At 63.3% G+C, this 25,092-nt stretch carries 26 protein-coding genes; 19 read left to right on the top strand and 7 right to left on the bottom strand.

Annotated elements, in window-relative coordinates; all coding sequences use genetic code 11:
- Nucleotides 1–51: 51 nt before the first annotated feature.
- On the bottom strand, nt 52–576 hold the full coding sequence (locus Q0X85_RS17630) for a hypothetical protein (RefSeq protein ID WP_297774196.1): 525 nt from the start codon (nt 574–576) through the stop codon (nt 52–54).
- Between the two features lie 158 nt (nt 577–734).
- Between Q0X85_RS17630 and Q0X85_RS17635 the strand changes: the two genes are divergently transcribed.
- Nucleotides 735–1,859, top strand: a complete 1,125-nt coding sequence (locus tag Q0X85_RS17635) for an aminodeoxychorismate synthase component I (protein ID WP_297774197.1) — start codon at nt 735–737, stop codon at nt 1,857–1,859.
- Between the two features lie 6 nt (nt 1,860–1,865).
- On the opposite strand, the gene Q0X85_RS17640 is transcribed toward Q0X85_RS17635, so the two are convergent.
- Complete coding sequence (locus Q0X85_RS17640; RefSeq protein ID WP_297774199.1) at nt 1,866–3,098, bottom strand: cyclopropane-fatty-acyl-phospholipid synthase family protein; 1,233 nt, start codon at nt 3,096–3,098, stop codon at nt 1,866–1,868.
- Nucleotides 3,099–3,335: 237 nt separating this feature from the next.
- Between Q0X85_RS17640 and aspS the strand changes: the two genes are divergently transcribed.
- Nucleotides 3,336–5,111 carry an aspartate--tRNA ligase gene (gene aspS / locus Q0X85_RS17645; RefSeq protein WP_297774201.1) on the top strand — a complete coding sequence of 592 codons (1,776 nt, stop codon included), beginning with the start codon at nt 3,336–3,338 and terminating at the stop codon, nt 5,109–5,111.
- An 8-nt stretch (nt 5,112–5,119) separates the two neighbouring features.
- Nucleotides 5,120–5,842, top strand: coding sequence for a GNAT family protein (locus Q0X85_RS17650; RefSeq protein WP_297774202.1), 723 nt, complete (start codon nt 5,120–5,122; stop codon nt 5,840–5,842).
- A 322-nt stretch (nt 5,843–6,164) separates the two neighbouring features.
- Here Q0X85_RS17650 and Q0X85_RS17655 read toward each other — a convergent pair whose 3' ends face one another.
- Nucleotides 6,165–6,866, bottom strand: a complete 702-nt coding sequence (locus Q0X85_RS17655; protein ID WP_297774204.1) for a response regulator — start codon at nt 6,864–6,866, stop codon at nt 6,165–6,167.
- 147 nt (nt 6,867–7,013) lie between these two features.
- On the opposite strand from Q0X85_RS17655, the gene mce reads away from it, so the two are divergent.
- Nucleotides 7,014–7,418, top strand: a complete 405-nt coding sequence (gene mce / locus Q0X85_RS17660) for a methylmalonyl-CoA epimerase (protein ID WP_297774206.1) — start codon at nt 7,014–7,016, stop codon at nt 7,416–7,418.
- Nucleotides 7,418–7,702 carry a DUF1467 family protein gene (locus Q0X85_RS17665; protein ID WP_297774208.1) on the top strand — a complete coding sequence of 95 codons (285 nt, stop codon included), beginning with the start codon at nt 7,418–7,420 and terminating at the stop codon, nt 7,700–7,702. The genes mce and Q0X85_RS17665 overlap by 1 nt, the downstream gene beginning before the upstream one ends.
- Here the strand turns inward: Q0X85_RS17665 and Q0X85_RS17670 are convergent.
- Both Q0X85_RS17670 and Q0X85_RS17675 read right to left on the bottom strand, forming a co-directional pair.
- A complete protein-coding gene (locus Q0X85_RS17670; protein ID WP_297774210.1) occupies nt 7,668–8,375 on the bottom strand; it encodes an EI24 domain-containing protein in 708 nt (235 codons plus the stop codon). The genes Q0X85_RS17665 and Q0X85_RS17670 overlap by 35 nt on opposite strands.
- Nucleotides 8,372–8,950 carry a nitroreductase family protein gene (locus Q0X85_RS17675; protein ID WP_297774211.1) on the bottom strand — a complete coding sequence of 193 codons (579 nt, stop codon included), beginning with the start codon at nt 8,948–8,950 and terminating at the stop codon, nt 8,372–8,374. Before Q0X85_RS17675 ends, Q0X85_RS17670 begins: the two co-directional genes overlap by 4 nt.
- Before the next feature lie 114 nt (nt 8,951–9,064).
- Here Q0X85_RS17675 and Q0X85_RS17680 point away from each other — a divergent pair, with 114 nt between their 5' ends.
- Complete coding sequence (locus Q0X85_RS17680) at nt 9,065–9,319, top strand: DUF167 domain-containing protein (RefSeq protein ID WP_297774212.1); 255 nt, start codon at nt 9,065–9,067, stop codon at nt 9,317–9,319.
- On the opposite strand, the gene Q0X85_RS17685 is transcribed toward Q0X85_RS17680, so the two are convergent.
- On the bottom strand, nt 9,307–10,113 hold the full coding sequence (locus tag Q0X85_RS17685) for a DeoR/GlpR family DNA-binding transcription regulator (RefSeq protein WP_297774214.1): 807 nt from the start codon (nt 10,111–10,113) through the stop codon (nt 9,307–9,309). The genes Q0X85_RS17680 and Q0X85_RS17685 overlap by 13 nt on opposite strands.
- Nucleotides 10,114–10,403: 290 nt before the next feature.
- Between Q0X85_RS17685 and glpD the strand changes: the two genes are divergently transcribed.
- The 11 genes from glpD (at nt 10,404) to Q0X85_RS17740 (ending at nt 21,894) form a co-directional block, all read left to right on the top strand.
- A complete protein-coding gene (gene glpD / locus Q0X85_RS17690; protein ID WP_297774215.1) occupies nt 10,404–12,011 on the top strand; it encodes a glycerol-3-phosphate dehydrogenase in 1,608 nt (535 codons plus the stop codon).
- A gap of 16 nt (nt 12,012–12,027) precedes the next feature.
- The gene (locus tag Q0X85_RS17695; RefSeq protein WP_297774217.1) at nt 12,028–13,113 is read left to right on the top strand and encodes an ABC transporter ATP-binding protein; all 1,086 of its coding nucleotides are present in this window, start codon (nt 12,028–12,030) and stop codon (nt 13,111–13,113) included.
- 10 nt (nt 13,114–13,123) lie between these two features.
- A complete protein-coding gene (locus tag Q0X85_RS17700) occupies nt 13,124–14,218 on the top strand; it encodes an ABC transporter ATP-binding protein (RefSeq protein ID WP_297774219.1) in 1,095 nt (364 codons plus the stop codon).
- Complete coding sequence (locus Q0X85_RS17705; protein ID WP_297774220.1) at nt 14,215–14,340, top strand: hypothetical protein; 126 nt, start codon at nt 14,215–14,217, stop codon at nt 14,338–14,340. Before Q0X85_RS17700 ends, Q0X85_RS17705 begins: the two co-directional genes overlap by 4 nt.
- Nucleotides 14,340–15,215 carry a sugar ABC transporter permease gene (locus Q0X85_RS17710; RefSeq protein ID WP_297774222.1) on the top strand — a complete coding sequence of 292 codons (876 nt, stop codon included), beginning with the start codon at nt 14,340–14,342 and terminating at the stop codon, nt 15,213–15,215. The genes Q0X85_RS17705 and Q0X85_RS17710 overlap by 1 nt, the downstream gene beginning before the upstream one ends.
- A gap of 112 nt (nt 15,216–15,327) precedes the next feature.
- Nucleotides 15,328–16,158 (top strand): carbohydrate ABC transporter permease, encoded by an 831-nt coding sequence (locus tag Q0X85_RS17715; RefSeq protein WP_297774223.1) that lies wholly within the window; start codon nt 15,328–15,330, stop codon nt 16,156–16,158.
- A gap of 165 nt (nt 16,159–16,323) precedes the next feature.
- Complete coding sequence (locus Q0X85_RS17720) at nt 16,324–16,620, top strand: GIY-YIG nuclease family protein (protein ID WP_297774224.1); 297 nt, start codon at nt 16,324–16,326, stop codon at nt 16,618–16,620.
- Nucleotides 16,621–16,783: 163 nt separating this feature from the next.
- Nucleotides 16,784–17,056, top strand: coding sequence for a DUF2160 domain-containing protein (locus tag Q0X85_RS17725; RefSeq protein WP_297774226.1), 273 nt, complete (start codon nt 16,784–16,786; stop codon nt 17,054–17,056).
- Nucleotides 17,057–17,100: 44 nt separating this feature from the next.
- A complete protein-coding gene (locus tag Q0X85_RS17730) occupies nt 17,101–18,819 on the top strand; it encodes an ABC transporter substrate-binding protein (protein WP_297774228.1) in 1,719 nt (572 codons plus the stop codon).
- 214 nt (nt 18,820–19,033) lie between these two features.
- On the top strand, nt 19,034–20,521 hold the full coding sequence (gene glpK, locus Q0X85_RS17735; RefSeq protein ID WP_297774229.1) for a glycerol kinase GlpK: 1,488 nt from the start codon (nt 19,034–19,036) through the stop codon (nt 20,519–20,521).
- 140 nt (nt 20,522–20,661) lie between these two features.
- Complete coding sequence (locus Q0X85_RS17740) at nt 20,662–21,894, top strand: glycosyltransferase (protein ID WP_297774231.1); 1,233 nt, start codon at nt 20,662–20,664, stop codon at nt 21,892–21,894.
- Nucleotides 21,895–21,936: 42 nt separating this feature from the next.
- Here Q0X85_RS17740 and Q0X85_RS17745 read toward each other — a convergent pair whose 3' ends face one another.
- The gene (locus Q0X85_RS17745) at nt 21,937–22,983 is read right to left on the bottom strand and encodes a DMT family transporter (protein WP_297774232.1); all 1,047 of its coding nucleotides are present in this window, start codon (nt 22,981–22,983) and stop codon (nt 21,937–21,939) included.
- A 256-nt stretch (nt 22,984–23,239) separates the two neighbouring features.
- Between Q0X85_RS17745 and Q0X85_RS17750 the strand changes: the two genes are divergently transcribed.
- Together Q0X85_RS17750 and Q0X85_RS17755 are read left to right on the top strand one after the other, a co-directional pair.
- Complete coding sequence (locus tag Q0X85_RS17750) at nt 23,240–24,133, top strand: hypothetical protein (protein ID WP_297774234.1); 894 nt, start codon at nt 23,240–23,242, stop codon at nt 24,131–24,133.
- A 151-nt stretch (nt 24,134–24,284) separates the two neighbouring features.
- Nucleotides 24,285–25,091: a type II secretion system protein N gene (locus Q0X85_RS17755; RefSeq protein WP_297774235.1), complete on the top strand. Its 807-nt coding sequence runs from the start codon at nt 24,285–24,287 to the stop codon at nt 25,089–25,091.
- The last annotated feature ends 1 nt before the right edge of the window (nt 25,092 follow it).

Genomic DNA, 25,092 nt, shown 5'->3' on the forward strand with positions numbered 1-25,092 from the left:
TGGGGTTATATCCATGATCAGGCGGTGTGCAAGGGGCAAACCCGCCCCGGCTCAAGACGTTTCAGGCATCTCCGGCGCGTCCTCCAGAATGACCCGGTCAAGCGCGCCCATGCCGGCGCCGTCGCGCTGCGGATAAAGGATCAGGCGGTCGACCACCTGTCCCTTGAGCACGCCGGCGTCGAAGCGCGTGAACCCCGGCTGCGCGGGGTCGGCGACATAGCGCTCGCCCGCTACCATAAGATCGCCGAGATAGCCTTCGACCTGCACTGCCGGTGCGCCGCGCTCGGATTGCCAGTCGAGCGAGACGAAGGTGAAGGGCGCGTCCCGCAGGATCGCAATGCCGCTGCGCTGCCCCATGGTGCCCTCGATCTCGGTCGGGCCATCGGTGCCGTCGCCTGACTTTTCAGCGGTCGAGATCATCGCGTTGCGCGTGACGATCCGATAGCCGTCTTCTTGCATTTCCTGCGGCGCGGGCCCCTCATGCGGCCCCTCGAACCCGATCGAGGCCTGCTCTGCCCTCGCAAATCCGCCCAAGACGCATATGCAGACGGCTAGATATGCAAAATGAGATGTCATGAACGGGTCTCTTCATCGGTGATACTTGTAACGTCCGCCCTGACCGCCCCGGTGTCAAGCTTGGCTCAATGTCCGAAACCAAATCAAAACGGCGCTTTTGAGGGTGTCTTTTGCCCATTGCGGGCCTAAATACCCTGCACTTGCCAAGGGAATGCGACGTGCAGATTCGTTTCGATCATGGACCAACCGGTGCGGCCTGCCAATTTGCGCAGCACGATCGGTTGATCACTGCCCATTCGCCCGATGAGGTGCCAGCGGCACTTGCCGCAGTCGATGCCGCGCGCGAGGAAGGGTATTGGCTTGCAGGTTTCGCAAGCTACGAGCTCGGTCATGCGCTTGAACCGCGTCTGGCATCCGCGATGCCTGCGCGCCGCCGCTTGCCGCTCTTGCAATTCGGTGTTTACGAGGCGCCGCTTGATGCGCCTCCCATCCCCAACGACCCTGCGCAACTTAGTGACATGCGTCCAGATTGGGATGCGAATCGCTATGCGCAGGCGTTTCAGACCGTGCATGACTATATTTGCGCGGGCGATATCTATCAGGCTAACCTGACCTTTCCGATCAGGATGCAGGCGACCGGCACGCCGCAGGCGCTTCATGCCGCGCTCACCCGGATCCAGCCCGTCCGCTACGGCGCGCTGATCGAGGCAGAGGGGCTGCCTGCGATGCTCTCGCGCTCGCCCGAGTTGTTCTTTCGCACGGATGCCGGTGGTCGGATCGAAACCCGCCCCATGAAGGGCACGCAGCCGCGCAGCGCGGATCCGACAGAGGATGCCCGCCGGCGTTTCTTCCTGCAATCGGATGAAAAGAACCGCGCCGAGAACCTGATGATCGTGGACCTTCTGCGCAACGATATATCCCGGGTCAGCAAAGCGGGCACTGTCCGCGTGCCAGAGCTGTTTTCGGTCGAAACCTTTGAGACGGTGCACCAGATGACATCCCTTATTTCGGCGCAGTTGATGCCGGATACAGGGCTCTCGGACATCCTGCGTGCACTTTTCCCCTGCGGTTCGATCACGGGTGCGCCGAAACTGCGTGCGATGCAGATCCTCGCCGATCTGGAAGAGGCCCCGCGAGACATCTATTGCGGATCCATAGGATGGGCGGCCCCCGATGGCCGGGCTGAATTCAACGTGGCCATTCGCACCCTTATGGTCGAGGAGGGAGGCGCGCGGCTCAATGTGGGCGGTGGCGTTGTCTATGACAGCACAGCCGACGGCGAGTACGAAGAGGCGCTGTGGAAGGCGCGTTTCGCGCGCGCCCTGACCCCGGCTTTTGCCTGATCGCACCTATTGCGCAGCGTGAAACTGCGTATTGGCCCGGTCCCGGTAGAGATAGTCCCGCGTGAGCGGCACCGCGTCCTGCTTGGGGCTCATCTGAAACTGGAACACCACCTGATTGCTCAGTCGAAACGTCAACTCGCTGGCGATCAGGTAATAGCGCCACATCCGGCAGAACCGCTCGTCATATAGCCCGCGCGCGCGGTCGATATTGGTCTCGAACCGTCTGCGCCATTCGCGCAACGTCTCGGCGTAGTGCAGCCGCCAGACCTCGACATCGGTGGTCACCAGGTGGTGGCGTTCGACCGCCGCTACGGCCTCGGACATGGCAGGGCAATAGCCGCCGGGGAAGATGTATTTGGTGATCCAGGGACTTGTCGCGCCGGGCGGCCCGGCTCGCCCGATGAAATGTATCAGCGCGATCCCGTCCGGTTTCAGCAGCCGCCGCACGCTCGCGAAATATTCGTCGTAATGCGGCACGCCCACATGCTCGAACATGCCGATTGAAACGATCCGGTCAAACTGCCCGGCCACGTCGCGGTAATCCATCAGCTCGAACCGCGCGCTGTCCGACAGCCCCGCCTTTTCGGCGCGGGCATTGGCCATCGCGTGCTGTTCGCGCGACAGGGTGACGCCCGTCACATCTGCCCCGAAATCGCGCGCCAGCGTCAGCCCCATGCCGCCCCAGCCACAGCCGATATCGAGCACCCGCATGCCCGGCTCGATCAGCATCTTGCGCGCAATATGTGCCTTCTTGGCCGCCTGCGCCTCGTCCAGTGTCATGTCGGGACGGGCGAAATAGGCACAGGAATAATTGCGGTCCTCGTCGAGAAAGAGATCGTATAGCTCGCCCGAGAGGTCGTAGTGATGGGCGACATTGGCGCGGGATCGCGTCACCGGGTTGAACTGATCGACACGACGCTTGAGCCAGCGCAGCCACTCCAGCGGACGGCGAAACCAGGGTTGCCCCTGAGCGCCGATATTCATGATCGCAAGGCTGAGAAATCCATAAAGATCATCGCCCTCAATGGTCAAGGTGCCGTTCATGTAGCCCTCGCCTGCCGCCATGTCAGGCGATAAAACGATCCGCCGTGGCAGATCCGGGTCATGCAGAACGACCGCCACTTCAGGGCCGCCCGCACCGGGGCCGTAGTGCTGCGTGTTCCCGTCCGGGTAGGTCACGCTTAGCCGACCCTCCTTGAAAAAATGGGTCAACAGCCGGTCCAGAGCCTTCGTCCACATTCCACACCCCATTTCCTCGCACCCCAAGCAGGCGCATTCCACGGCGTAGTAAACTTGTCGATCGGCCCTCACTGGTGGGCCTGTCTGTTCTCAGGCGTGTATTTTTACCCAATTTCCTTTTTCTGTAAACGGTTTTGCCCGGCAGTGCCCCGGCCCGCCCTTGACTTTGCCGCCCCGCCAAGGTGTATCGGCCCGGACCCAAGAGACAGGCCCGCGACCGGGCTCGGAGAGGATACCATGCACAGCTATCGCAGCCATTCCTGCGCGGATTTGACGAAAACAGACGTCGGCGAGACCGTTCGCCTTGCAGGCTGGGTGCATCGCATCCGCGATCACGGCGGGGTTCTGTTCATCGACCTGCGCGATCACTTTGGCGTGACGCAGGTGCTGTGTGACCCCGATAGCCCGGTGTTCACGCAGGTGGAGAAGCTGCGCAGCGAATTCTGCATCCGAATCGATGGCGAGGTGAAGGCCCGTGACGAAGGCCTGGTAAACCCCAGGATCCCCACCGGTGAGATCGAGGTGTTCATCCGCGACATGGAAATTCTGGGGGCCGCCGCCGAGTTGCCGTTGCAGGTCTTCGGCGAGCAGGAATACCCCGAGGAGACGCGCCTGCGCTACCGCTACCTCGACCTGCGCCGCGAGGCGATGCAGCACAACATGGTGCTCCGCTCGGACGTGGTGGCGGCGATGCGCCGCCGGATGTGGGATCAGGGCTTTCGCGAGTTCCAGACGCCGATCATCACCGCTTCGTCGCCGGAAGGCGCGCGCGATTTTCTGGTGCCGTCGCGCCTGCATCCGGGCAAGTTCTACGCCCTGCCGCAGGCCCCGCAGCAGTTCAAGCAGCTGATCATGGTCTCGGGCTTCGACAAGTATTTCCAGATCGCGCCATGTTTCCGCGACGAAGACCCGCGCGCCGACCGCTCGCCCACCGATTTTTACCAGCTTGACCTCGAGATGAGCTTTGTCGAGCAACAGGACGTGTTCGACACGATCCAGCCGGTCATTCAGGGCGTGTTCGAGGAGTTCGGCGAGGGGGCCACGGTCGACAAGGTCTGGCCGCAGATCAGCTATCGCGATGCCGCCCTCTGGTATGGCACCGACAAGCCCGACCTGCGCAACCCGATCAAGATGCAGGACGTGTCCGAGCATTTCCGGGGTAGCGGGTTCGCGATCTTCGCCAAGCTGCTGGAGCAGGACGGCACCCAGATCCGCGCCATTCCCGCCCCCACCGGCGGCAGCCGCAAGTTCTGCGACCGGATGAACGCCTTTGCCCAGAAAGAGGGGCTGCCGGGGATGGGGTATATCTTCTGGCGCGATCAGGGCGACGGCATGGAAGCCGCAGGCCCGCTGGCCAAGAATATCGGCCCCGAGCGGACCGAGGCGATCCGCCAGCAGCTTGGGCTTGGCGTGGGCGACGCGGCGTTTTTCTTGGGCGGCAAGCCGCAGGCGTTCGAGCGAGTGGCGGCCCGCGCGCGCGACGTGATCGGCGAGGAGTTGGGCCTGACCGAGCAAAACCGCTTTGCCTTTGCCTGGATCGTGGATTTCCCGATGTACGAGGCGGATGAGGAAACCGGCAAGGTCGATTTCAGCCACAACCCGTTCTCGATGCCGCAGGGTGGGCGCGCGGCGCTGGACGGCGATCCGCTCGACGTTCTGGGCTACCAGTATGACCTTGCCTGCAACGGCTATGAGCTGGTCTCGGGCGCGATTCGGAACCACAAGCCCGAGATCATGTTCAAGGCGTTCGAGCTGGCGGGCTATGGCGAGGACGAGGTGCGCAAGCGGTTTGGCGGCATGGTCAACGCGTTCCAATTCGGCGCGCCGCCGCATGGCGGCTGTGCGGCGGGCATCGACCGGATCGTGATGCTGCTGGCGGGCACCTCGAACATCCGCGAGGTCATCATGTTCCCGATGAACCAGCGCGCCGAAGACCTGATGATGAACGCGCCCTCCGATCCGACCAGCGATCAGCTGATGGAACTGGGCTTGCGCGTCATTCCGCAGGACTGACCGCGCTGATGGATCAGAGCCGCCCCCTCGGTCCCAAACTGGTGGATTGGCGGCCCCCGCCCGCCCCGGATGGCACGCCGCTGGTCGGGCGCTATGCGCGGCTCGACCGGCTCGATGCGGATCGGCACGCGGGCGATCTGCACCGCGCGATGAGCGGCGATGCGTCGCTTTGGGATTACATGCCGTATGGCCCGTTTTCCTCGGCCTCGCAATACCATCGCTGGGCGCGCGAGGCGACGGCGGGCGACGATCCGCTGTTCTATGCGATCACCGATCTCGATGCCGGACAGGTCGGCGGGGTGGCCAGTTATCTGCGGATCAAACCACAGGCGGGCAGCATTGAGGCAGGTCATATCAACCTTGCGCCGGCCTTGCAGCGCACCCGGGCTGCGACCGAGGCGATTTACCTCATGATGGATTGGGCCTTTGGCGCGGGCTATCGCCGGTTCGAGTGGAAATGCGATGCGCTCAACATGCCCTCGCGTCGTGCGGCGCAGCGGTTGGGGCTGAGCTACGAGGGCACGTTCCGGCAGGCCACGGTGGTCAAGGGGCGCAACCGCGACACCGCGTGGTTCGCCACCATCGACACCGAGTGGCCCGCGCTGAAAGAGGCGTTCGGCTTTTGGCTGGATCCCGCGAATTTTGATGCGGATGGTCGGCAGAGAGAGCGTCTTGGCGCGTTGACACGGTTGGTGCGCGCGACCTCGGACCCGGCGCAGACCGGCGGCTGACGAGGCTGAGTTTGCGGGTAAGAGTGCGCGGCCTGGGTGACATAGTGATGGGTCGGGATGGCCTGGAGCGGTCGTTGGCGGTTTCAGAGATAAGCCGTGCGGTGCCCGACCGCCGGGTGGGCGCAGAAACCTTGGTGGACCGCACTTTATGCCAGCCAAACACGTCCGCGTTTTCAATGGCTTGAAACGTTCCAAAAGCGCCCGCCCGAGGGGGCGGTCGGGCGCTGCGCGGCGGTGCCTGCGGCACCTTGATTCCGCGCATTGGTGCTGCACCTGAACGACAGCTTCAGGCCAACATCTCCGAAATCGCAAGCCCCCCTGCTCAGAGTGCCACCCGTGCCGCCAGTCGTGTCTCGATCAGGGACAGGACGCGAGCGATCCCGGCCTCTGAGCCAAACCCGCTCAGGCCCGATGCCGCCTCTGCCAGCACATCATCCCCCGCCGCCCGCGCCACACCCAGCAGAAATTGCGTGACATAGGCATGGGTCGCGCGTTCGGGCATGTCCTCCAGCAGGCTGCGCACATGCTCCAGATCGTCGCGATAGGCCAGCGGATCGGGCGCGATCACCTCTTCGCTCAGCGCATAGGGCCCTGCAGGGCATCGGTCGCGCGGCACGTGGCGCAGCATCTCCTGCTGGAACCGCCCGAGGCTCAGCGCCGGCTTGGCGAGGAAACCGTCGGCCCCTGCCGCCATGGCCGCAGGCCCGGTGTCGGGATCGCCGCTGCTGGCAAGGATCACGCCGACGCGCGGCACCGCGCGCGCCAGTTCCGCGATCAGGTCGATGCCTGACCCGTCCGGCAGCCCCGGATCGACGATCACCACCGAGGGACGGTAAACCGACAGGTGCCGCCGCGCCGAGCCGAGGCAATCGGCCCGCCGGATGCGCGCCCCGCTGCGCAGGCACATCAGGCGCAGCGCCTCCGACGCATAGCGGCTGTCCTCGACGGCCAGAACGGTCATGCCCAGTAGCGGGCGTTGATGACTGGGGGCACGTAGCGGTGCGAGGCTGTCGAGATCGGTCATCGGGATGATCCTTCCTGCTTTGACTGCTCCCAGAATGGCTCGCCTTAGGTGAACACGACGTTAACGCGCGGCTTGCGTCCCTCTGTCGCTTGTCAGGGGCGGTCAGGATCCCCATAACAGCCGCAGATCAGACGAAAGGATCATGCCATGATCGGACGCCTCAATCACGTGGCCATCGCCGTGCCGGACCTCACCGCCGCCGCCGACCAATATCGCACGGCGCTTGGCGCCAAGGTCGGCGCGCCGCAGGACGAGCCCGAGCACGGCGTCACGGTCGTGTTCATCGAATTGCCCAACACCAAGATCGAGCTGCTCTATCCTCTGGGCGAGGACAGCCCGATCAACGGCTTTCTGGAAAAGAACCCCTCGGGCGGCATTCACCATGTCTGCTACGAGGTCGATGACATCCTCGCCGCCCGCGACCACCTGAAATCCACCGGCGCGCGGGTCTTGGGTAGCGGCGAGCCCAGGATCGGCGCGCATGGCAAGCCGGTGCTGTTCCTGCATCCCAAGGATTTCAACGGCTGCCTTGTGGAACTGGAGCAGGTCTGATGGGTATCACCTCTGCAATCGTGCTGCTTGCGGTGATCTGGTTCATGACCTTCTTCATCGTGCTGCCGATCCGCATCCAGACGCAGGGCGATGTGGGCAAGGTCGTTCCCGGCACCCATGCCGGCTCGCCCGAGCATCACCACCTCAAGAAAAAGGCCTGGATCACCACCGGCATCGCGGTCGTGCTCTGGATCATCATTGGTGGCACGATCCTGTCGGGCGTCATCACGCTTGAGGATATCGACATGTTCAACCGGATCGGGCCGGGCTCCGCGCCTGAATAGCGTGGTAGATATGGGTAAAGGTGGCCGCGCCCATGATCGGGATCAGCAGGTTGACCAGCGGCACTGACAGCGGCAGCGCCATCAGCACCCCGGCCAGCCAGATCGTCATCCGGTGGCGGCGGCGCAGTGCCTTGGCTTGGGTCCGCCCGACCCGGCGGATCGCCACCAGCGTGAAATATTCCATCCCCAGCAGATAGCCATTAAGCGCCCAGAAGATGAACGGCGCGAACGGTGTGAAGATCGCGTAGAGGATGAGCGCGAGCGTGTTGGCGCCGATGATGACGCCCAGAAAATTGATCGTGTCGCGCAACGCCTCGCCGAAGGGAATGTTCACCGCGGGCGGCAGGCTGGGGTAATGCCTGTCCTCCACCGCCTGTGCTACCACGTCGAGGAACATCGAGGTGATCGCCGAGGCGACGGGCACCATCAGAAAGACCGACAGCACGATCATCAGCAAGAGCGACGCGCCGCCCAGCAGGTCGCCCAGCCATGTCACCTCGCCGATCAGTGGCAGCGTGGTGCTGTCGCCGACGGCGGATTGCACCAGCCACAGCACCCCGGAATAGGCCACGATCAAAAGCGCCAGCGTCAGCCCCACGCCGAGGAGCAGAACCTTGCGGAACCGCGGATCGCCGATCTGGCCCATGGCCTTGAAAAAACTGGCAAAGATCATTCGGGCACCCAGGATGTGACCACATCGAGATCAGGGCGCGGGCGTTCGGGCGGGGCGCTCGTTTCGGTGCCGATATGGATGAACCCGGCGATCCGCTCATGCGGGGCGAGCCCGAGCGCGGTGGTGGCAAACCCGCGGTCATGGCTGGCCCATCCGCTCAGCCAGTTCGCCCCCCAGCCGGCGGCGAGCGCGGCATTCAGCAGCCCGAGACAAACGCAGCCCGCCGAATAGGTCTGCTCGAGCGCTGGGATCTTGTCCGAGGCTTTCGGGCTTTCGATCACGGCCACGGCGAGATGCGCATCGGCAAACTGCGCCTGTCCCTTGGCGATGTCCTCGGGCGACTTGCCCAGGCGTGCCCCCACCTCGGGCACCAGACCGGCCAGCCGCAACAGCGCCGCGCGCTCCAGCACAATCAGCCGCCACGGCTCCAGCTTGCCGTGATCGGGCACCCGCAGCGCGGCTTGCAACAGCGGGCGCAGCGCGGCCCGGTCGGGCACCGGCAGGCCGAGCGTCTTGGCGGGCCGCGACCGGCGGGTTTGCAGAAAGTCGAGCGCGGCAGGGTTGGGCGTGGGCATGGGCGGCCTTTCCGGTGATGACACCGCCCACATGTCGGCAAGCGCGCGCCCGGGGTCAAGGCTTCATCCTGACAAATCCCTTGGGCCGGGTAGGATCGTGCGCTATCAGGGCGCATGCGCGACCCCGACCTCAGCCATCTTGCCCGGCCCGGCACGCAGATCGCCCTGCGCGTCACACCGAGGGCTGCGCGCAACCGCATCGTGGCCGAGGGTGATGTCCTTCGCGTCTATGTGACCGCAGTGCCGGAGGACGGCAAGGCCAATGCGGCGGTGCAAAAGCTCATGGCCAAGGCGCTTGGCGTGGCAAAATCGCGGCTCGTGCTGATCCGGGGTCATACCGCGCGCGACAAGGTGTTTCAGGTGGGCTGAGCGGCCGAACGGATCGGGCGCAGCCGCGCCGCAGCATCGGCGACGTGCACCTGCGTGCCCCATGCCAGGCATTTTTCGTCTAGGCCCGCGGGCAGGGGCGTGTCGGTGAACATCTGGTCGACATCGCGCAGCGAGCCGATGCGCACCGGTGCGCTGCGCTGGAACTTGGAGTGATCGGCGGCCAGAAACACCTCGCGCGAGCGGTTGAGGAGGGTCTGGCCGACGACCACTTCCTGAATGTCGAAATCGAGCATGTCGCCATCTTCATCCATCGCGGAACAGCCCAGAATCGCGTAGTCAAACTTGAAATTCTCGATGGTGCGCGCGGTCAGGTTGCCGACAAGGCCATTATCCGAGCGCCGCAGCGCGCCGCCCGCGACGACGATCTCGCAATCGGTATTGGCGAGCAGGATCTGCGCCACGTTCATGTTGTTGGTCACCACCATCAGGTTGCGGTGATCCATCAATTCGCGCGCCACCGCCTCGGTCGTGGTGCCGATATCGAGAAACAGCGACGCGTCATCGGGAATCGCGGCGGCGCAGGCGCGGGCGATGGCCTGTTTGGCGGGCTCGTTCAGGCGGCGGCGTTCCTCGTAGAGGATGTTGCTGACGCCCGAGGGCAGGATCGCGCCGCCGTGGACGCGCTCCAGCTTGCCGGCATTGGCCAGTTCGGTGAGGTCGCGGCGGATGGTCTGGACGGTGACATCGAAGCGCTCGGCGAGACCCTCGACTGTGACCTTGCCCTCGGCGCGGGCGATCTCGAGAATATCGGGCTGGCGGAAGGTTTGCGACATGGCGGGCCTTGATCGTGGTTCGGTTCGATTATGTTCGTTTTGATGCCGTGCGCAAGCCCCTCCTCCGCTGCGCTGCGGCGCGGACAGGCGAATCGGGCGCGTGCAGGCGCGATTTACCTTGCGTCAGTTCGTGGCAGGCCTGTGATTGCGAATGCGAAATCTGCCGAGCAGGTAATTTCTTCAATAAAATCAGTATCAGCGAATGAAAAAGAAAATAAACGAACATTATTTCTTGACGATACGCCGCGAAAAATGGTTCGTTTCCGCTCACACCTTTGGAGGAGGGGCGCGTGCAAAGCCGGGAGGACACCATCGTCGATCTGTTCGTCATTGGCGGCGGCATCAACGGCTGCGGCATCGCACGTGATGCGGCGGGGCGCGGTCTGTCGGTCGAGCTGGCCGAGATGAACGATCTCGCCTCGGCAACCTCCTCGGCCTCGACCAAGCTGTTTCACGGTGGGCTGCGTTACCTGGAATATTTCGAGATCCGCCTGGTGCGCGAGGCGCTGATCGAGCGCGAGACACTGCTGCGCGCGATGCCGCATATCAGCTGGCCGATGCGCTTCGTGCTGCCCTATCACCGCGACATGCGCTTTGAGGCCGAGACGCCGACCTCGCGTATCCTGAGCTTCGTGATGCCCTGGATGAAGGGGCGGCGGCCGGCCTGGCTGATCCGGTTGGGGCTGTTTCTCTATGACCATCTGGGCGGGCGCAAGATCCTGCCCGCGACCCGCACGCTCGACCTGACGGACGCGCCCGAGGGCACGCCGCTCAAGGACAGGTTCGCGCAGGCGTTCGAATACTCCGACTGCTGGATCGAGGATAGCCGCCTTGTCGTGCTCAACGCCCGCGATGCCGAGGCGCGCGGCGCGCGCATCCGGGTGCGGACCAAGGTGCGCAGCGCCGAGTGCGAGGGCGATCTTTGGACCGTGACGCTGGAGGATCGAGAGAGCGGCGCCGCCGACGTGGTGCAGGCGCGCGCGCTGGTCAATGCGGGCGGTCCCTGGGTCAAGGACGTGATTTCCAATACGCTCCGGCTCAACTCCTCGGAAGGGGTGCGGCTGGTGCGCGGCAGCCATATCGTCACCCGCAAGCTCTATGATCACGACAAGTGCTATTTCTTTCAGGGCGGCGACGGGCGGATCATCTTCGCGATTCCCTACGAGGGCGAGTTTACCCTGATCGGCACCACCGATGCCGAGCATACGGATGCGGATGTGACGCCCGAATGCACCCCGGACGAGGCCGCGTATCTGTGCAATTTCGCGAGTCAGTATTTCAAACGCCCGGTGACGCGCGATGATATCGTCTGGAGCTATTCGGGCGTGCGGCCGCTTTATGATGACGGGGCGAAATCGGCCACGGCGGCGACCCGCGATTACGTGCTGTCGCTGAGTGAGGGGCAGGGCGCGCCGCTGCTCAATGTGTTCGGCGGCAAGATCACCACCTATCGCAAGCTGGCCGAGGCGGCACTGGCAAGGCTCACGCCCTTCTTTCCCAAGTCAGGACAGGACTGGACGGCGGGCGTCGCCCTGCCCGGCGGGGATTTCGCCGTTGACGGGTTCGACCGGCTGGTGAAGGATTTACAGACGGCCTATCCGTTCCTTGGCCCGGACTGGGCACGGCGGCTGGTGCGCGCCTATGGCACCGAAGCGCGGGAGATTTTGGGCGATGCGCAATCGGCGGAGGACCTTGGCCCCGAGTTCGGCGCGACGCTGACCGGGGCCGAGGTGCGCTGGCAGATGCGCCGGGAATATGCGCGCGCGGCGGCGGATGTGGTCTGGCGGCGCACGCGGCTGGGGCTGAAGATGCGCCCCGAGCAGATCGCGGCGCTGGACGAATGGATGCGGCAAGAACGGGGCGCAAGCGATGCCGCCCCCTATGCGGCCAAGGGATGAGCGGGGACAAGAGGCAATGACGCTGACATTGGAGGGGGTGTCGAAACGGGTCAACGGTCGGATGCATATCCATCCGACCGACCTGACGCTCGAGGCGGGCACGATGAATGTGCTGCTCGGCCCGACGCTCTCGGGCAAGACCTCGATCATGCGGCTGATGGCGGGGCTTGATGCGCCCACCACGGGCCGGATCCTGTGGCAGGGGCAGGACGTGACCGGCATGCGCGTGCAGGATCGCAAGGTGGCGATGGTCTATCAGCAGTTCATCAATTACCCGTCGATGACCGTTTATGACAACATTGCCTCGCCGATGAAGCTGATGGGCAAATCCAGGGCCGAGATCGACGCGGCGGTGCGCAAGACCGCCGATCTGATGCAATTGTCGCCGATGCTGGACCGCAAGCCGCTGGAACTGTCGGGCGGGCAGCAGCAGCGCTGCGCGCTGGCGCGGGCGCTGGTCAAGGATGCCGGTCTGGTGCTGCTCGATGAGCCGCTGGCCAATCTCGACTACAAGCTGCGCGAGGAGTTGCGCGCCGAGATCCCCAAGATCTTCGAGGAGGCGGGCAGCATCTTTGTCTATGCCACGACCGAGCCGGAAGAGGCGCTGCTTCTGGGCGGCAACACCGCCACGCTGTGGGAGGGGCGGGTCACGCAGTTCGGGCCCACGCCGCTGGTCTACCGTCAGCCGCAGGACGCCACCACGGCGCGCGTGTTCAGTGATCCGCCGATGAATTTCCTGCCGGTGACCAAATCCGGCGCGCGGATCAGTTTCGGCGATGGGCAGAGTGCCGCTGCCATAGGCGGCATGGCTGATCTGGCAGATGGCGACTATGTCGCCGGGTTCCGGCCCAATCATCTGGAGCTGGAGGCGCAGGGCGAGGTCATGGCCTTTGATACCACGCTGAGCGTGACCGAGATCACCGGGTCGGAGACCTTCGTGCATCTCGATCATCATGGCGAGCGCTGGGTCGGGTTGATCCACGGGGTACGGGAACTGGAGCCGGGCCGCGATTTGCGGGTCTATCTCGATCCCGCGCATGTTTACGTGTTCGAGACGGATGGCGCGCTGGTGGCCCCGGCGCCCTATGCGCAGGCCGCCTGAGGGGGAGAGAATGGCAAAGATCACGCTCGACAATCTGGCGCATAGCTACCTGCCCAATCCCGGCGGCGAGGACGATTATGCGCTCAAGGAACTCAACCACGTCTGGGGCGATGGCGAGGCCTATGCGCTCCTGGGCGCGTCGGGCTGTGGCAAGTCCACGCTGCTGAACATCATTTCCGGGCTGTTGCATCCGTCGCGGGGGCGCATCCTGTTCAACGATCAGGACGTGACAGGGCAGGTCACCGCCGAGCGCAATATCGCGCAGGTGTTCCAGTTTCCGGTGGTCTACGACACCATGAGCGTGCGCGACAACCTGGCCTTTCCGCTGCGCAATCGCGGGGCCAAACCCGCCTATGTGGCCGAGCGGGTGCAGACCATCGCCAAGATGATCGGGATGGAGGATGTTCTCGGCCGTAAGGCGCGCGGGCTGACGGCTGATGCCAAGCAGAAGATCAGCCTTGGCCGGGGCATGGTGCGCGAGGATGTGAACGCGCTGTTGTTCGACGAGCCGCTGACGGTGATCGATCCGCATATGAAATGGGAGTTGCGCACGCAGCTCAAGGCGCTGCATCACGAGTTTGGCCACACGATGATCTATGTCACCCATGACCAGACCGAGGCGCTGACCTTTGCCGACAAGGTGGTGGTGATGCATGACGGGCGCGTGGTGCAGGTGGGCACGCCCGAGGAACTCTTCGAGCGGCCCGAGCATACCTTTGTGGGCTATTTCATCGGGTCACCGGGGATGAACCTGCTCGACGCGCGGGTCGAGGGGGAGACCGCCATCGTGGGCGGCACGGAAATTCCGCTTGGCGCCGATTACGGGCGGCCAGAGGGCCGTGTGCAGATCGGGGTGCGGCCGGAATTCGTGGCGATGGCCGAGGGGCAGAATGGCCTTGGCGTGCGCCTCAAGCGGGTCGAGGATGTGGGCCGCCACAAGATCATCCGTTGCGATTTCGAAGGGCAGGCTGTCAATGCCATTGCTCCCGAGGGCGCGGAGGTGCCCGCCGACCTGAGCCGCGTGGTGTTCGAGCCCGGGGCGGTCAATGTCTATTCCGACGACTGGCGCGTGTCGCCCCTGTCACGCAAGGGGGTGGCGGCATGACGCAGACGCGCGCAACCGTCATCATCCGGCCTGACCGGATGATCTGCTGGCCGGGAGATCCTCGGGTCAGGCCCGAGGATGACGGATACTATAGTCACAGTAACAAGAGAGAGGCCGCGTGATGGACAAGACGGTCAATCAAAAGGCGTGGTTCCTTGTGCTGCCGGTTCTCATTCTGGTGGCGTTCTCTGCCGTCATTCCGCTGATGACGGTGGTCAACTATTCCATTCAGGATGCCTTTGCCGGGGAATTCTACCCGCTTGATGACAAGTTGATGTGGTTCCGCGAACTGCTCGAGGATGACCGGATGTGGAACGCCCTGCGACGGCAGGCGATCTTTTCCGCGACCATTCTCGCCATCGAGGTTCCGCTGGGTGTCTTTGTGGCGCTCAACATGCCCAAGCGGGGCGTCTGGGCGTCGTTGTGCCTTGTGCTGATGTCGCTGCCGCTGCTGATCCCGTGGAACGTGGTGGGCACGATCTGGCAGATCTTCGGTCGCGTCGATATCGGGCTCTTGGGCTATACGCTGGATGCGATCGGGGTTGATTACAACTATACGCAGGATGCGCTGGATGCCTGGGTGACGCTCATTGTGATGGATGTCTGGCACTGGACCTCGCTGGTGGCGCTGCTGGCCTACGCCGGGCTGCAATCCATCCCCGACGCCTATTACCAGGCCGCCAAGATCGATCAGGCGAGCCGCTGGGCGGTGTTCCGCTATATCGAATTGCCCAAGATGATGGGCGTGCTGATGATCGCCATCCTTTTGCGCTTCATGGACAGTTTCATGATCTATACCGAGCCGTTCGTGGTCACCGGTGGGGGCCCTGGCAACGCCACCACCTTCCTCTCGATTGATCTGGTGAAGATGGCGCTGGGGCAGTTCGACCTTGGCCCGGCGGCGGCCTTCTCGATCATGTATTTCCTCGTGATCCTGTTGATTTCATGGGTGTTCTACACCGTCATGGTCAATCTCGACAAACGGGAGGGCAAGTGATGCCTGGTCTCGCCAAGGCAGTCGTCATCCTCGGGCTCGACCCGAGGATCTGCGGGGCAAGAGATCCTCTGGTCAAGCCAGAGGATGACAGGGCGAGGGAGGGCTTGAGCCGATGAGCACTGCAACCACAACGCGCGCCCGCAGCCTGCCCCGGATCAACTGGGTGATGCTGCTGTATCTCTTGTTCCTGATGCTGCCGATCTACTGGCTCATCAACATGAGCCTCAAGACCAATGACGAGATCCTCGGCACCTTCTCGCTATGGCCGCAGAACCTGACGTTCCAGAACTACGTGACGATCCTGACGGATTCGAGCTGGTACATGGGCTATGTCAATTCGATCATCTACGTGACGATGAACACGCTCTTGTCGGTCGCGGTGGCGCTGCCAGCGGCCTACGCGTTCAGCCGGTACAATTTCCTCGGCGACAAGCACCTGTTCTTCTGGCTGCTGACCAATCGCATGGCCCCGCCCGCCGTTTTCGCGCTGCCGTTCTTTCAGCTGTATTCGTCGGTCGGCCTCTTTGACACGCATATCGCAGTGGCGCTGGCGCATACGCTCTTCAACGTGCCACTGGCGGTGTGGATCCTCGAAGGGTTCATGCGCGGGGTCCCGAAGGAAATCGACGAGACCGCCTATATCGACGGCTATTCCTTCCCGCGTTTCTTCGTGAAGATCTTCATGCCGCTGATCGCGTCGGGCGTCGGCGTGGCGGCGTTCTTCTGCTTCATGTTCTCATGGGTGGAACTGCTGCTCAGCCGCACGCTGACCAGCGTGGACGCCAAGCCGATTGCGGCCACGATGACGCGGACGGTGTCGGCCTCGGGCCTCGACTGGGGCGTGCTCGCGGCGGCGGGGGTGCTGACGATTCTGCCGGGGGCACTCGTGATCTATTTCGTGCGGAACTACATTGCCAAGGGCTTTGCCTTGGGGAGGGTGTGATGGAACGGTTTGTTAGCCATTCCCATGTCATCCTCGGGCCTGACCCGAGGATCCCTGGCCGAAGAGATCGTCCGGTCGAGCCGGACGATGACGGTGGCCCCTTTGCCCGCGTCATCCTCGGGCTTGACCCGAGGATCTCTGGCCAAACGCAGCACGACCCCTGCCATGATGCGACAACCTGCCGTCTATATCGTCACCAACAAGCCGCGCGGGACGCTTTACATCGGCATGACCGGCAACCTCACGCATCGGCTCTGGCAACATCGCACCCATGCCCTGCCGGGCTTTACCGACCGCTACAACCTCACGCGCCTCGTCTGGTTCGAAGCGCATCGCGAGTTTGGCGAGGCGATCCGGAGCGAGAAGGCGCTGAAACGCTGGACCCGCGATTGGAAAATCGCGCTGGTCGAGCGGGACAATCCCGGCTGGCGGGATCTGTGGCAGGATATCTGCGGGGCGTGACTGCTGCGACGCACGATCTTTCAAGAGATCCTCGCATCAAGTCCGAGGATGACACGCGCCCGGGATACACGTCATCCTCGGGCCTGACGCGAGGATCTCTGGTCAAAGAGATCGTCCGGTCAAGCCGGACGATGACGGCTTGCACAAGAGGGAGGCCAGACTGATGGCATGGATGGCATGGACATTCCCCACGGCAATCTTTTTCCTGACGATCGCGGGGCTGCTGATCACCTTCACGGTGCTTGCTCTGAAATTCCCCGAGACGCCCCGCGTGGGGATACTCAGGATCGAGACGACGCGCGGCGATCGTCTCTTCATCACGCTTCTGGGCTCGGCCTTCATCAATCTGGCCTGGCTCGGACTTGTCGGCGCGAACCAACCCTATGCGCTGATCGTCTGCCTGATCTATGCTGCGGCGGTGTTCCGCTGGGTCTAGATCGGGATCATCCACTTCAAGAGTTCTGATAGGGAGGAAAATCAATGAACTTGCGATTGAAAACAACCACCGCGCTGGTGACGCTGGGCCTGATGGCCGGGCCCGCCTTCGCGGATATGGAGGCCGCGACGGCCTTCCTCGACGAGGAGATCGGCGATCTGTCGTCGCTGAGCCGCGCCGAGCAGGAAGCCGAGATGCAATGGTTCATCGACGCGGCGCAGCCTTTCGCGGGCATGGAGATCAAGGTGGTGTCGGAGACCATCGACACCCATAGCTACGAATCCAAGGTGCTGGCCCCGGCGTTTACCGCGATCACCGGCATCGAGGTCACCCATGACCTCATTGGCGAAGGCGACGTGGTCGAGAAGCTGCAAACGCAGATGCAGTCGGGCGAGAACATCTATGACGGCTATGTCAACGATTCTGACCTCATTGGCACCCATTGGCGCTATCAGCAGGTGCGCAACCTGACCGACTGGATGGCGGGCGAGGGCGCGGATGTGACCAGCCCGACGCTCGATATCGACGACTTCATCGGGCTGTCGTTCACCACCGGTCCCGATGGCAAGGTCTACCAGTTGCCGACCCAGCAATTCGCGAACCTCTACTGGTTCCGCTATGACTGGTTCAACGACGAGAAGAACCAGGCCGATTTCAAGGAGGCCTATGGCTATGATCTGGGCGTGCCGGTCAACTGGTCGGCCTATGAGGACATCGCCGAGTTCTTCACCGGGCGCGACCTGAGCCATATGGGTGTTGAGACCGAGGTCTTTGGCAACATGGATTACGGCAAGAAAGACCCGTCGCTTGGCTGGCGCTACACCGACGCGTGGATGTCGATGGCCGGGATGGGAGACGTGGGCGAGCCCAACGGCCTGCCGGTCGATGAATGGGGCATCCGCGTCAATGAGCAGAGCCAGCCCACCGGCTCTTGCGTGGACCGTGGCGGGGCGACGAACAGCCCGGCGGCCGTCTATGCCGTGACCAAGGCGATCGAATGGCTTGAGAAATATTCGCCCCCGGCGGCGGCCGGCATGACCTTCTCCGAGGCGGGCCCGATCCCCGCGCAGGGCAATGTCGCGCAGCAGATGTTCTGGTACACCGCCTTTACCGCCGCCTCGGTCAAGCCCGACCTGCCGGTGATGAACGAGGACGGCACGCCCAAGTGGCGCATGGCCCCCTCGCCGCACGGTGTCTACTGGCAGGACGGCATGAAGGTGGGCTATCAGGATGCAGGCAGCTGGACCCTGATGAAATCCACCCCCGTGGACCGCGCCAAGGCCGCATGGCTCTATGCGCAGTTCGTCACCTCCAAGACGGTGGACGTGAAGAAGGCCCATACCGGCCTGACCTTCATCCGCGAGTCGACGATCCAGCATGACAGCTTTACCGAGCGCGCCGACAAGCTGGGCGGTCTGGTGGAATTCTACCGCTCACCCGCCCGCGTGCAGTGGTCGCCTACGGGCACCAACGTGCCGGATTATCCGAAGCTGGCGCAGCTGTGGTGGCAGAACATCGGCGACGCCATGTCGGGGGCCAAGACCCCGAAAGAGGCGCTCGACGGTCTGTGCGAGGATCAGGAGCGCGTGCTCCAGCGTCTGGAACGTGCGGGCATCCAGGGCGATATCGGGCCCAGGCTCAACGAAGAGCGGGACCCCGAATATTGGCTGAGCCAGCCCGGCGCCCCCAAGGCGGCGCTGGAGAATGAAGACGAAGAGCCTGTGACCATCGCCTATGATGAGCTGATCAAGTCCTGGCAGTGACGACACGCATCGGGGCGCGTTCGGCGCGCCCCGGTGGCCCATTGATACGTCATCATCCGGCGTGACCCGGGGTATACCTTGTCGGTCATCATCCGGCTTGACCGGATGATCTGCTGACCCCGGAGATCCTCGGGTCACGCCCGAGGATGACGTGTGACAGTGAGATCCGCGGGTCAGGCCCGAGGATGAAAGACACTAATACGGGAGCCCGCCCATGACCCATATCCTCGCCATCGACCAGGGCACCACGTCGAGCCGCGCGATCCTGTTCGACGCGGAGATGCGGATCAGGGCCGTGGCACAGGAAGAGTTCGACCAGCACTTTCCGCAATCGGGCTGGGTGGAGCATGAGGCGACGGACCTCTGGTCGACCACGGCGGGCACCTGCCGCGCGGTGATCGAAAAGGCGGGGCTGAATATCGCCGATGTCGCCGCCATCGGCATCACCAATCAGCGCGAGACCACGGTGGTCTGGGACCGCCACACCGGTCAGGCCGTTCACCGCGCCATCGTCTGGCAGGACCGGCGCACCGCCGAGTATTGCGCGCAGCTGCGCGAGGCGGGGCATGAGCCGATGGTGACCGAGCGCACGGGGCTGTTGCTCGATCCGTATTTTTCGGGCACGAAACTGCGCTGGATACTGGAGAACGTCGAGGGCGCGCGCGACAAGGCGGCGGCGGGGGATCTGCTCTTTGGCACGGTGGACAGCTTTCTTATCTGGAAGCTGACGGGCGGCCGCGTGCATGCCACCGACGCCACCAATGCCGCGCGCACGCTGCTTTACGATATTCGCAAGGGACGGTGGAGCCAGACGATCTGCGAGTTGCTCGACATCCCCATGCAGATGCTGCCGGAGGTGCGCGACAGCGCCGATGATTACGGCCATGCGCGCGCCGATCTCTTCGGTCGCGAAATCCCCATTCGCGGTGTCGCGGGCGATCAGCAGGCGGCGACGGTGGGGCAGGCCTGCTTTCAGCCGGGCATGCTGAAATCGACCTATGGCACGGGGTGTTTCGCGCTCCTGAATACCGGAACGACGCCCGTCGTGTCCAAGAACCGGCTTCTGACGACCATCGCCTATCAGCTGGACGGCCAGCCCACCTATGCGCTGGAGGGCTCGATCTTTGTCGCGGGCGCGGTGGTGCAATGGCTGCGCGACGGGCTCAAGATGATCCGCCACGCGAGCGAGACGCAGCCCCTGGCGGAAAAGGCCGATCCCAATCAGAACGTCATCCTCGTGCCCGCCTTCACCGGCCTCGGCGCGCCCTACTGGCGGCCCGAGTGCCGGGGCGCGATCTTTGGCCTGACGCGCAATTCCCGGCCCGAGGAGTTCGCGCGCGCCGCTCTTGAAAGCGTGGGCTTCCAGACCCGTGACCTGTTGCAGGCGATGCGTGACGACTGGGCCGGGCATGGCGCGGATGCGGTTCTGCGAGTAGACGGAGGAATGAGTGCCAGCGATTGGGCGATGCAGTTTCTGTCGGATATCATCGACGCGCCGGTGGACCGGCCCGAGGTTCTGGAGACCACGGCGCTTGGCGCGGCATGGCTGGCGGGGATGCAGATCGGGCTTTATCCCGGGCAGGCCGAGTTCGCCGAGACCTGGGCGCTGGAGCGGCAATTCCTGCCGCAAATGCCCGAGGAAATGCGGCGTGCCAAGACAGACTCCTGGGCACGGGCGATGCAGGCGACACTGGCGTTCTAGGGCTTTCTTCTCGACAATAAGGTTACAGGCGTTCACAACAGCTTTTTAGGTCGTGAAACCATCATCTGTTGTTATGTTCTGTGTGGCATACTAGATTTGTTTCACAGGATGTCTTGGCGCGATGCGTCAGAGGAGTAGAAATGGCCGAGCCGGTCAGTGTCATAATCCCCGCCAGGAATGAGGCCCAAACGATCTCTCGCGTTGTCGGTGTCCTGCGCGACATTCCCGACGTGGACGAAGTTGTCGTGATCGACAATGGCTCGACTGATTCCACCTCTGATCAGGCGCGGAGTGCGGGGGCAACTGTCATTGCCGAGCGACATACGGGCATGGGCCATGCTGTGCGCGCCGGTATCAAGGCCGCTCGACATGACTGGATCATGAAGGTTGATGCAGATCTCGACAAGTTCGACACACATCTTTTCGCGCGCATACCCCAAGCGCGCGCGCCCGGTGTGGGGCTGATCAAGGGCGCCTGGCAAGATCCCAAAGACAACATGCCGATGACGCGGCTACTTGTCATGCCGGCCTTGCACCAGCTATTTCCCGGGCTCTCGCATTTGCGCGCGCCCAATTCCGGCCTCTACGCCTTTGATCGATCCTTGATCGCACATGACCATCTCACCGGTGATTATGCGGTTGATATCGACGTGATGGTGCGCGTGCACGCGGCGGGCTATGATGTGGCCGAGGTGGATATTGGCCGGATCGTCCACGATACGCGTGACGTCCACCACTATAACGGGATGGCCGAACAGATCCTCGCCTTTTTCTTCAGCAGACAGAGCCGTCGACTGACCAATGAAATGGTTGTGCTGGCCCGCGATGGCGCGCAAGTGATCAATCATTCTCTCGCGGCGATCGCGCATCGGCTGACTGCTGGAACCCGTGCCACGATCTATCTTGAAGAGGTCGATACGGCGACCTCTCGCCTTTTGCGGGAACTCTTGTCGCATTTTCCGACAGCGCGCGTTTTGCCGCTGGACGAGGCGCGTGATTTTTCCGCGCATGCCCACGCTACCGAGGTGTGTGTCTTGGCACCCTATCCCAAGGCGGGTGGCGGTGAGGCACTGGCCGAGGCGGTCACCCTGCACGAGATGTTGCTGGAAACGTTGCCCGGCAATCTTTGGCTCATGCCTGTGCAGGATGCGGGCCGCGAGATCATCGGGTTCTCTCCCGACCTTGTCCCCGAAGTCACGGATGGCCTTGCGATCAAGGAGGCTGGCCTCGCGGCGCTGAGCGCCGTTGCCGATCAGCGAGCGGCGAAAGCGGCACCGGAATTGTTTCAAAGCTATGCGTCCCTGCCGGAGGCTCTGCGGCCCGGCTATGGCAACCCGATCGCACAACGGCATCCATCTGCCGGCAATTTCTGAAGGTCTTGTTGAGCGGACATCCCGTCTGTCTTGCCTGCGGGCCTATGCTCCTTTGAAGTTCACTTCGCCTTCGTGCTCCAGCGCGCGTTCCTGTGCCTGCTTGCGCGTCGCGCAATCTTCGCGATGGCGGCGGCGCATACGTCCATATTGACCAATTCCCACCGCCAGCAAGATTATGGCCCCACCGGGGATGAGGCCCGGCCCCGGATCTTCGCCCAAGAGAACCATGGCAATCAGGATCGCGGCCAGCGGGGAAAAGGACGTCGCCAGAGACACATCGCCAGAGCGCGCATATTTCAGCCCAAGTGCCCAGGCGAACTGTCCGCCGATCACCACGATAAGCGCGTAGATCCAGACCCACTGCCAGACGACCGGGTGAAACACATCCCGGAAATGATCCGCGCCAAACAGATAGATCGCGAGGAAGAAGTAGAATGTCGTGCCGACCGCTGTGCGATATATGGCAAAAATACCCATTGGAATGCCGCGCAGCCCGGTGCGAGCGATGAGCGTCGAGGCGATATAGGAGAGCGTCGCCAAAAGCGCGCCGATCTCACCCTTGCCGAGCATGAATTCAGTGCCGTCGTTATTCATCAGGATCATCAGCACGGCACCGCCGAGCGCCACAAGCCCGGCGGCAAAGGACCACGGCTCGAACTCTTCGCGCAGGATCACCCAGGCGGCCAGCAGAAAGAGCGGCGGCTCGATGCGGCCCATCAACACCACATTGGTGACGGTGGTGTGCTCAAGGGCATAAAAAAACAGCCCCGGTGTCAGGGCCGAAGAGAAGAAGGCCGAGAGCGTCAGGATGACCCAATGTCCCCGGGTCAGCGCGCGCAGATTGTCCCAGCTCCAATCCCTCCAGAACATCATGATCATAGGAACCATCGACATGAGGGAGCCGACGAACAGCAGGTTGCAATACGTGATGACGTTGCGCCCCATCACTCTGTTTTCCGAACCGATTTCGGCCAACAGCGAGACTATGGAGTTGGACGAGGCGTAGATAAGGACCGCCACCCAGGCAAGTGTCGCCCCCATCATCACTTTGGACGCGTCGGGAATGGTCTGTGCGCTGGCCTGGCTCATGGCGGGGTCCTGAAGTTGGGGTGGAACACCAATAGATTGCGCGCTATGCGCGCGTCATACAAGCGTGACGCGCGCACGTCTGGTCACGATGGTGAAAGAGCCGCGAAACATTGTTTCAAACGCGCGGTTTGCGTCACGGTTGCGTGGGTGAATGTACGAAATTGTGTGATTTCGGTTGTAATGAACGGCCCGCGCGGCAACCTTGCACATGTCTCTGCCGCAGGTGCGGCGCCAGTTAAGCCAAAGTGATCTGCCCATGGCCACCCTATCCGAACCGTCTGAAACCGGTTTTGTCACGATCTTTGACGAGACCTATGATCAACCCGACTGCCGGGCCTATTTTCGCATGATGGATGGGTTGGGCTATCGCAACCAGCATCACGCCGTGGCGGCCTTTCGCGCCGGGCTGGCAGAAGTCATGCGGCTGCGCGGGCTGCGCGCTGCGCGGGTTGTCGATTTCGCCAGCAGTTATGGTGTTGTCGCCGCGCTCCTGGCGCATGATCTGCGTCTTTCAGATGTCTTTGCCCGCTACAGGCAGCCGCGGTTTGAACGCGCCACGTCTGCCGAGGTGATCGCGTGGGACCGGGACTGGCTCGACAGCGTGCGCCGGAAAGACGTGGGCTTGCATGTGACCGGGCTCGACGTGATGCCCAATGCGGTGGCCTACGGGCGCGAGGTGGGGCTCTTTCAATCCGGCTTTGTCGAGGATCTGGAGCATGCAGCACCGTCACGCGCGCTCGCGGATGATTTGGCGCGCTGCGACATGATCGTTGAGTGCGGCTCGGTCGCGCAACTCATGCCGCGTGCGCTCGACCGCCTGCTCGAGGCGTGCGGCCCGGTCAAGCCTTGGGTGATGACCTCGCCGATACGCGGAAACGAGCGCCCCGAGGCGGCCGAGGTGATGCGCGCGCATGGCCTTGTGGTTGAGAGCCTGCCTATCGCTCCCTTTGTGCACCGTCGTTTTGAGGGGCCTGAAGAAGAGGCCCACGCCATTGAGAATGCCCGCGCGGCAGGGCATGACACCGAAGGCGTCGAGACGACTGGCCATTTTCACGCGCGCATCCTGCTCGCGCGCCCGAAATCGGAATGCTCGCACCCGGACGAATGGCAACTGCCGCTGTCTGTCGCACCGATGGCTGAGGACGCATAAAGCGTTGTCGCGCCCAGCGGCCGCGGCTATGATCGTCGCATTGGTATATGCCTATTGCATTGCCCGCACTTTGTGGGCCCGAGGAACGCGCACCATGATTTGCACCGCCACTCATAGAATTGACCGCGCGCCGGAGCAGCGGGCCTGACACATGCGTGGTGCTGGTCTCCTCACCCTGATTGCGGCCGTCTGTTTTGGCTATGGCGCGGGACAGGTGGGGCTCATGGTGCTGGCGCGCGGGGTGGATCAGCCTGCGCCGGTTCAAATTGGTGCGGCTCTCGCTGCGGTCGAGAATGCCACGTCCGAGCCGGTACCCGATGAATGGCCGGCTGTTTTCGATCCCTATGTGCCCGATCCACCCAAGGCTCAGGCGCCTCCCAAAAAGCGCGAAAAGTACAGACTGGTGGGGCTGGTCGCGGGGGTCGAGAATGGCTGGGCGATCCTGACAGCGTCGGACGGTGACAGCCTCATCCGTGCCGGTGATCGGCTTATTGGTGGCGAGACCGTGCGCGAGATTGCCCCTGACGGCGTCTGGATCGACCGCGACGGCGAGCCTGTGCTCATCGCGTTTGAAGAGACCGCCGATGAAATGCTCGCGCGTCTGGTTAATGGCGGTTCCGTGCAAGCTGACGAGGCTGAGCTGCCCTCGAGCGTCTTTGCCGGGCGCGACATGCGCCGGGTTCTTGGCCGCGCGGGAAGCGTTCGGATGGTGGCCGCAAATGGTGGCCGCGGAGAGGTTTTTCCCGAGATATTGTGGGTGCGCGAGGGCCAGATTTACGACCTGGTAGGCCTGCGCCGAGGTGACCTGGTATTGCGCGTCAACGGCTATTCCGTGTCCGATCCCGAGACGCTGGAGAACGCCGGAGCCATCCTCGCCGAGTCGGATGAATTCGCGGTCGAGATACTGCGTGGCGGCCAACGTCGGACTATATCCGTTCGGATAATGGGGCGCGGCTAGG

Source organism: uncultured Roseovarius sp. (assembly GCF_947259555.1).
GTDB lineage: Bacteria > Pseudomonadota > Alphaproteobacteria > Rhodobacterales > Rhodobacteraceae > Roseovarius.